General features: G+C 68.0%; 5 protein-coding genes. 2 read left to right on the top strand and 3 right to left on the bottom strand.

Annotation, left to right across the window (positions count from 1 at the left end; genetic code table 11):
• Both AOZ49_RS19115 and AOZ49_RS19110 read right to left on the bottom strand, forming a co-directional pair.
• Positions 1-1,670 (bottom strand): flagellin N-terminal helical domain-containing protein (locus AOZ49_RS19115; RefSeq protein ID WP_054477141.1); only part of this gene is annotated, 1,670 nt, incomplete at its 3' end.
• Between the two features lie 428 nt (positions 1,671-2,098).
• Complete coding sequence (locus AOZ49_RS19110; protein ID WP_054477139.1) at positions 2,099-2,806, bottom strand: response regulator transcription factor; 708 nt, start codon at positions 2,804-2,806, stop codon at positions 2,099-2,101.
• Between the two features lie 525 nt (positions 2,807-3,331).
• Here AOZ49_RS19110 and AOZ49_RS19105 point away from each other — a divergent pair.
• On the top strand, positions 3,332-4,378 hold the full coding sequence (locus tag AOZ49_RS19105) for a hypothetical protein (RefSeq protein ID WP_054477137.1): 1,047 nt from the start codon (positions 3,332-3,334) through the stop codon (positions 4,376-4,378).
• A gap of 141 nt (positions 4,379-4,519) precedes the next feature.
• On the top strand, positions 4,520-5,680 hold the full coding sequence (locus AOZ49_RS19100; protein WP_054477135.1) for an MFS transporter: 1,161 nt from the start codon (positions 4,520-4,522) through the stop codon (positions 5,678-5,680).
• Between the two features lie 16 nt (positions 5,681-5,696).
• Here AOZ49_RS19100 and AOZ49_RS19095 read toward each other — a convergent pair.
• Positions 5,697-8,464, bottom strand: a 2,768-nt coding sequence (locus AOZ49_RS19095) for an autotransporter family protein (RefSeq protein ID WP_197286750.1), incomplete at its 5' end; no start/stop codon positions are given.

Genomic DNA, 8,464 nt, shown 5'->3' with positions numbered 1-8,464 from the left:
TTGGCTTGCGCCAGGACCGACGTGCCGGCCTGTTGCAGGATCTGGGCCTTCGACATGTTCGACACTTCCGTGGCGTAGTCAGCGTCCTGGATGCGCGAGCGGGCGTTGGCCAGGTTGTTGATCACGTTGTTCAGGTTGGAGATGGTCGATTCCAGGCGGTTCTGCACGGCGCCCAGTTCACCGGTCATCTTGTCCAGCTTGGTGAAGGCGGCGTCCAGCGCCTTCATGGGATCGGCGGTCAGCGTGCCCTTGCTGGTGGTATCGGTGGTCAGCTTGCCCGACGCGCTGACGTAGGCGAGCGAACCCGTCTTGGGGGCGTAGTCGCCCGTGCCGGTGCCGCCCGTCACGGTGGCTTGGCCCGAGGTGGGGTCGACGTGGTACCTCGTCTGGAAGTTCGCGGTGGTCGTGAATGCGCCCTTGTCATCGACGTAGGTGTCGGTCGACGTGCCGCTGGTGAAGCTCACGGTGGCGGAGGCGATGCCCGAGCCCAGCGTGACGGTCACGTCGTTGGCCGTGGCGTTGGCCTTGGCCTTGGCCAGCAATGCATCGGACGAGGAGGTGTTGATGAACGTGACATGGGCCGCGGCGGAGGCGTTGCCCCCCAAGTTCTGGTACGTCTTGCCGCCGATGGACAGCGACGATTGACCAGCGGCGTTGGTGTTGTTCGACACGGCCGTCATCACCGTGTCGAGCGTGGCCGCCGTGCCGCTGGCGCTGTTGGTGGTCATGTTGCCGCCGGCGTCGAGGTATGCCGCCGAGCCATTGACCTTGATGGCGCCCGTGGCGTCGACTTCGAAGGTGGTCGACGCGGTGCCGTTGGCATGGACGTAGGTGCCGGTGGCGGTGCCGGTGGGCGGGCGCAGCGAGTTGGCCAGGGCCGTGACGGAAGCTGCGTCGGAGGCCGACTTGTCGACGAACGAGAAGTTGTTGTTGGCGGCGTCGTAGGTGTACGTGGTGGCGGACGACGGCACGGTGGCGCTAAGCGTGACCTTGTTGCCGCTTTCCAGCTTGCCGAATACCTGGTCGGCAGTGGCCGAGGCGTGGTTGGTCTGCACGACCCAGTCGTTGCCCGTTTGGCTACCGTTGGCCGCGGTCAGGTCGGTCACCGTGGCCGTGCGGTTCTGGGTCACGCCCGAGCCGTTGACGTTGAAGCCGTCCAGGCCCAGCGTCTTGATGCTGATTTCCGACAGGTTCAGGCTGATGGTTTCGCCGTCGTTGGCGCCGACCTGCAGCGTCAGGGGCTCTGCCTTGGCCGACAGCACCTTCACGCCGTTGAAGTCGGTCTGTTCCGAGATGCGGTCGATGTCCGACAGGCGTTGGTTGATTTCGTCCTGCATCGAATTGCGCTGCTCTTGCGAGTAGCTGCTGTTGCCGGCCTGCACCGCCAGCTCGCGCACACGCTGCAGGTGGGTGTTGATCTCGGCCGCGGCGCCTTCGGTGGTCTGCGCCAGCGAGATGCCGTCGTTGGCGTTGCGCGCCGCCTGCGTCAGGCCCCTGACGTTGGCGGTGAAGCGGTTGGCGATGGCCATGCCGGCCGCGTCGTCCTTGGCGCTGTTGATGCGCAGGCCCGAGGACAGGCGCTCGATCGCGGTGCCGAGCGCCGACTGCGATTTGTTGAGGTTGTTCTGCGCGACCAGCGACAGATAGTTGGTATTGATGACTGCGGCCATGTGTTAGCTCCTAGCAGAGAAAGGCTTGATCGCACCGGGCAGGGAGCTGCCCGATTGCCAACGTGATGAACTGAGAATCAGCGTTCAGGTTCGTCCGTTGCCAGGACTACGACATGGCGAAAATGATCTTTAGATGATTGCCGGGCAAACGGCAGTCTTATGATTTTTTATGAGATTTGATGCGGAAATCGCGGGCTGAAGGCGCATGCTTGCCGTCGCAAAAGAAGAAGGCCCCACACGCGGATAAGCGGGTGGGGCCTTCGGCCTTGTCTCTCTTGGGGAAAGTTGCAAGACACCTGCAGTGTAGGCGTTTCGCGTTGCTGAAAACTCATAAATACTCGACGGCGCAACAATCGCGAGCCGCCAGGGTCCTATCGTTGTCGGCGTTGTCGGCGTTGTCGGCGTTGTCGAGCAAGGCGGCGCGTCGATCAGGAATGCGTGGCGATGCGGATCGTGCTTTCGCGCATCACCAGCAAGGACCCTTCGGAATAGATATTGCGGATCTGCATGGGCGCGTCGCGCAGGGTCGCGAGTTTCTTGCGGACCCGATAGAGCAGCGCGTCGATGCGGTGCTGGTCGTAGATGACTTCCGGGTAGCCGAGATTCTGCGACATGCGCTTGTGGCTGATGGGAAATTTCGGACTCTGGATCAGCGACGCCAGGATGATGGATTCCTTGGCGGTCAGGTCCAGTTGTTCGCCGTCCGATGAGCGCAGCTGGCGTGACTGCACGTTCAGGGTCCAGCTGCGGCGCGCGTCGGCGCCGGGCGTCGCGGTCACGAGCCGGCGCTCGAGCGCGCTGACGGTGACGGCCAGCAGCGCGAGCTGGATCGGCTTGATCAGGTAATGGTCGGCGCCGTCGCTCAGGCTTTGCAGCTGCGCAGGCATGCGCACGTTGTCGGTCAGCACGATGATGCCCATGGCGGGAAACGTGCGGCGCAGCGAGGCGATGTGGTCGAGCATGTCGCCGTCAGGCAGCGACGCCGCCGTCACCAGGATGCCGGGCGCGTCCTGCCTGATGTGGGCCAGCGCGTCCTGCAGGGTGCCACAGGCCTGCACCGTGCGCCCGAGGCCGGCGATGTGGTTCGACACGCTTTCGGCCCATTCCGGCTGATCTTCAACGACAAGAACGCGCATACCTGCACTGGTCATCCCTGGCCACGGATTGCGTCGACCGCGGGGAGGACAGGCCTGGGCGCTTCCCGCGGCGCATCGCGGAAACGATGCCAATCCGATTCTAGATTTGCTCGTGTCGGAAAACGCGCTCTCTGGTCTTACTGTTAGTCTGATATTTGTGAGGCGTCCCTCGCAATGAGATCGGTGCGAGGCAGAGCACCAGGATCAGAAAGCCGACCTGGGACAGATAGAACGGCGCGGACCATTGATCATGCGCGGCGGCCTCAACAGGAAACAATCGCAACAATAATTGTCATCGGGCGGACGGTCCGGCCGGCCCGCGGATGCTCGATCCTGACCCGCCATGCTGCCCCCGGGCCGCGCCATTGCAGGTGTTGCGCCGTCCGTGGCGCGCGACGGACGGCGCAGGCCGCCAGACGGACAACGCGGCCTTATGTTTCAGGCGAGCACGCGGCCATTGCCATTCCGCCGCCAGCCAGTAGCATGCGCGCTCAGAACGATTCAGCCTCATTTAAGGACCGATCCATGACCTTGCCGCGCCCGCGCCTTGCCTTGTCCCTCCTGACGCTTACGCTGGCGCTGTCGGGGTGCGTGAACATTCCGTCCTCGAACGGGTACGGCACCCGCGACGATCCGCGCTACGGGCAACTGCTGGACCTGATCAACGAGGCGCTCAAATCGGACATGGCCGTGGTGCTGGTGGCCGACCTGATGCCGCACGCGACGCTGAAAGACGCCTTGACCATGACGCAGTGGACGCCGACCGTGATCTGGATGCACGAGAAGGCGCCGCAGGTGACCTTCAGCCGCAAGTTCCAGACCAATGCGCTCAAGCGCGACCCGAAGGAAACCTACCTGTTCCAGGCGTTCGAGGTGCATATCCTGCCGCCCGGCAAGTACCTGCTGACCGGCGGCGACGACTACAAGCTGAATGCGCTGCTCGATCAGGTCGGGGCCAAGCGCGGGCCGGAGGGATCGGGCCGCGGCGCCAACGGCACCGCCTATCTTTCGCCGGAACTCTACCGCGAGTTCTACAGGCAGCAGGCGTGGCGCGACGCCACCACCCACAGCGAGACCAAGACGCGCCAGGTCTGCACGGCCGTGCACGTGGCTTCGGGCGCCTGCGTGAGCTGGGGCGAGCAGCAATACACCGAGACCTCGGCGGGGATGCCGGCGGGCTACTACGAGGAAACCGATTCGCGCGATATTCCCGCCATCAAGGTGCAGGCGCGCATCCCGCCCAAGCAGGCGCTGGCCAGCTTCACGCTGCAGGGCGGTCAACTGGTGCTGAGCCAGCGCATGCACCTGAAGACGCCCAGCTACAAGTTCCGCCAGTCAGCCTGCCGCGCGGTCGACCCCAAGATGATCGAGTGCCCGCTGGAGGACCTGACCGTCTACACCCGCCCGGCGCCGATGGAGTTCGCGCAGAAGTACCTGGCGCAGCGGACCCTGAGCGCCGAGCACCAGGCGCTGCTGGCCAAGCTGCAGCCCATGCAGATCACGCCGCTGGGCAAGCAGGGCATGGAAGATCCGATCTGGGGCGTGCCGCTGTCGATGGACAAGGGGCGCTAGGCCGGCGCGCGGCGGGAAAAAAGAGAAGAGCGCGCAACGCGGCGTTGCGTTTGGCGGGGGGTAAACTCCTCCAGCGCCCCGTCGCATCGGAGCGCCTGACCATCGCCATGCAACTGCCCCACCCGGATCGAGGAGTGGACGATGCAACGCCATTTCCTTGTCCTGTTGTTGCTGTCGCTGACCCAGATCGTCGGTTGGGGCGTGGTCGGCGTGCTGCCGGTCATCGCCGCGCCGGTCGCGTCCGACCTGGGCGCCACCTTGCCGTCGATATTCCTGGGCACGTCGGTCATGTATGTCGCGATGGGGCTGGCCGCGCCGCTGACCGCCCGCGCGTTCCGCCGGTTCGGCACGCGCCAGGCGATGGCGGCGGGCGCCGCGCTGATCGGACTGGGCCTGGCCCTGTTGGCGCTGTCTCCGGGCCTAATGACCTTCTGGGCCGCCTGGGCGCTGATCGGCGTGGCGGGCGCCGCCTTCCTGACGACCGCCGCCTATGCCTACGTCGTGGAATATGCGCAGGAACAGGCGCGCGGCCTCATCGGCACGCTGATGCTGGTGACGGGCCTGGCGGGCAGCGTGTTCCTGCCGGTCACGGCGTTTCTCGATCACCTGATCGGCTGGCGCGATGCGCTGCTCGTGTACGCCGCCGTCATGGCGCTGGCCGTGGGCCCGCTGCTCTGGTTCGGCCTGCCCGCGACCGAAGCGACGGCGGCAGTGGCCGCGCGGCGCGGCGCCGGCTCCCATGGCAGGATCTTCGTGCTGCTGGTGGCCGCGATTGCCTTGAACAGCTTCGTCACGTTCGGCATCCAGGCCGTGGGCGTGCCGCTGCTGCAGGCCATGGGCATGGACCTGGCGCGCGCCGTCGCGGTCGCGTCGCTGCTGGGCGTTTTCAAGGTCGGCGGGCGCGTGCTCGACCTGCTGGGCGGAGGACGCTGGGACGGGCTGTCCACCGGCATCGCCGCGGGCGCGATGATCCCGCTGGGGCTGGTCGCCATCTGGATCGGCGGCGCCGGCCTGCTGCCGGTCGTCGGCTACCTGTTGCTGTTCGGGGTCGGCAGCGGCGCCTTCGCGGTGGCGCGGGCCACCATGCCGCTGGTGTTCTTCGACAAGGCCGGCTATGCGGCGGCGATGGCCGCCATCGCCTTGCCGATGAACCTGATCAACGCCCTGGCGCCGCCGGCGCTTGCCGTGTCGATGGAGCAGGCCGGCGCGCCGGTCACGTTCGCGCTGCTGGGCGGGCTGAGCGTGCTGGCGCTGGCGGCGCTGCTGGCCTTGAGCCGCTTGCGGCCGGCGCCGGCGCCTTGACCGGCGCCGGCCCGCGTCAATCGAACCAGTACCGCAGCCCCGTCGACAACACCGTGTTGGCCAGGCCGCCCTGGCCGAACTGCAGATCGCCCTGGATGAACCACGACACCCGGTTGCCCAGCAGCGAGTGGGCGCCCAGGCCGAGCCAGCCGGTGTGGCGCGGCAGCCCGATGCCCTGGACCTGGAATGACGCGTCGGGCGCGCCCGCGAACGCAGCGGTGAAATCGAGCGGCGTCGCGTTGCCATAGCGGTACGCGCCATAGCCGCTGAAGGTGGTGGCGCCGCCGGCCCAGTCGAGCGGCGACGATTGCAGCCGCAGGCCGAGCAACGCGGCGCTCTGGCCGTAGGACTTGGCGTCGGCCTTCAGGCCGAAGGCGCTGTCGCGCTCATGGATCGCGCCGCGCCGCAGGTGGTCGTGGGACAGGCCCACGAACGGCGTCAGGCGCGTGCCGTCCAGGTCGAACGTACGGCCCGCCTCGACATACAGCGAGATCAGGCGGTCATCGCGGCCGCTGTCCAGGTGGTCGGCGCCGCCGGCCAGGATGTCGCGCTGGATGTCGGCGTGGATCCAGGCGTGGCCGGCGCGGCCCGCCACATACGGCCCGCCGTCAGCGCCGTAACGGCCATAGAGCGACAGGCCGGTGCCCTGGCTCCTGGCGCGGCCGCCGTAGCGGTCGAAGTCCGCCTTGGCCTCGGACCAGTTGAAGGCCACGCCGACGATGCCGGCATCGCCCAGGCGCTGGTCGACGCCGAACTGACCGCCGAACAGGCGCGTGTCGGCGCCGGCAAAGCCGGCCTGCCTGAGCCGGCCGTTGCCGCCGGCCATGTCGACCCAGGGCCCGGTCCGGGCGCCTGGCAGGGACAGGTCGTCGACGCGGTTGGACAGCACGCGGTTCACGGCTTGCGACTGCTGGAAGGTCAGCGCCTGCGACGAGGCGTGGATCTGTCCGCTCAGGCTGTCCAGCGCCGTGGCCAGCGCCGCCGCGTCGCCGACGGCCTGCAGCTTCGCCGCCGCCCGCATGAAGGTATCGCTGACGTTCGCGTCGTCGCCCAGCGCAGTCGCGTCGGCGGCCTGGAACGCCGTCTCGACGGCCTGCGCGGCGGCCAGGCGGCTGGTCTGGCCGGCATACAGGCTGTGCGCCACGGTGGCCACGTTGTTGCGCGCCACGTCCAGGTCGACCTGGGTCGCGGAGTAATTTGGGCTGACCGAATACAGCAGGCCCGCCGACCCGGCCACCGTGCCGAAGCGGCCGGCGACCTGTCCTGCCTTGAGGGCGGTTTCGCGATGCCGGACCAGGTAGGAATCGTCGGGCTTGGCGATCACCAGGCCGGAGTCGTTCAGGGCTGCCTGGCCGTCGATCGTGACGGTCGTGCCGAGCTGGATCGTCAGCTTCGCCTCCGGACGCAGGGCGTCGTAGTCCCGCATGATGTGCAGGCCGTTGCCGTAGGCCGCCAGCGCGCCGTTGTTGCGCACTGACCCGCCCGCCACGCCGCCGTCGGCGCCCAGCGCGCCGTCCGCCTGGATCGCGATGTCGCTGGCGACGCTGCCGTACAGCGTGAGGGTGCCCCGGTTGATGGTCGTGGCGCCGGCATAGTGGTTCGCGCCCCACAGGACCAGCTCGCCAGTGCCGTTCTTGGTCAGGCCGGCATTGCCGCCGATGTCATTGAAGAAGGCCGATTGCCGGGCATTGAAGTCGGCCACGAAATCGCCGCCCAGCGTCAGGCGCGTGTCGAACAGCGCCGGGCCGCGCACCGCGCGGTCCGGGTTCAGCCGGCCCCAGCCGAAGCGCGCGCGGTCGCCCATGTCGTCGGCGGTCGACAGCAAGGTCTGGCGCAAGGCGCTGTTGTCCATCCAGGGGTAGGCCTGCGACACCAGCGCCGCGGTCGCCGCGACCACCGGGGCGGCAAACGAGGTGCCCGTCAGCTTGGCGTCGTCCGGCGAGCGCGTGCTGATGCACCAGTTCGCCGCCACTCCGCAGGCGTTCGACCATGGCGCGAGGTTGCCGTCGGCCAGCAGCTGGGCCACCGTCAGCCAGCCGCGTTCGAGCGGCGGCGCGACATAGGGCGCGCCGGCCAGCAGGTAGGGGTTGGGCTGGGATTCGTTGCCGTTGGCCCAGATCAGCAGCTGGCCATTGCGGGTCACGGCGGTGTCCAGGATCGGGAAGAAGCTCATCACGATCGGTGAATCGGCCTTGGCCTGGTCGCCGCCAGGCAAGGCGTATTCGGGCTCGGTGGCGAAGGACCAGGAGTTGTTGACGATAGTGACGCCGCTCGCGGTCAGGGAAGTCAACCGGGCATGCAGCACCAGGGCATTGAACGTGGACGGCAGATTCGCCTGGTACAGGCCGATGCCCGTGGCCGAGCCCTTGGGGAAGCTGTCGCCAGCCACGACCTGGCCGCCGATGATGCGGCTGACAATGGCGCCGTGCGTCTTGATGGCGCCGTGCTCGTCGGTGGCTTCGGCGGCCTCGGGCGCGATGACCCGGCGCAGCACGCCCGCAATCGCCGCCTGGTGGTGGTCCGTGGTGGGATCGGCAGGGAAGCCATTGTCGATCACGCCGACGTTGACGCCGGCGCCATCGAAGGCTGCCGCGGCCGGCGCAACCGGCGTGGGCGAGGTGGGCCGCCAGCCAGCGATGCCGGCGCCGCCGGGATCGACCGGGGCGTCGGGATCGATCGGGGCCAGGGGCGGAGCGGGGTCCGCGGGATCGGGCGGCGTCGCGGGCGGAACCGGATCAGGCGGTGCTGCCGGCGGAGTGGGCGGAACCGGGTCAGGCGGTGCTG

The organism is Achromobacter sp. 2789STDY5608615 (genome assembly GCF_001298995.1).
Classification (GTDB): Bacteria; Pseudomonadota; Gammaproteobacteria; order Burkholderiales; family Burkholderiaceae_B; genus Achromobacter; species Achromobacter insuavis.
Note: the sequence above shows the minus strand (reverse complement) of the source record. Positions and strands in the feature narration are given on the sequence as shown.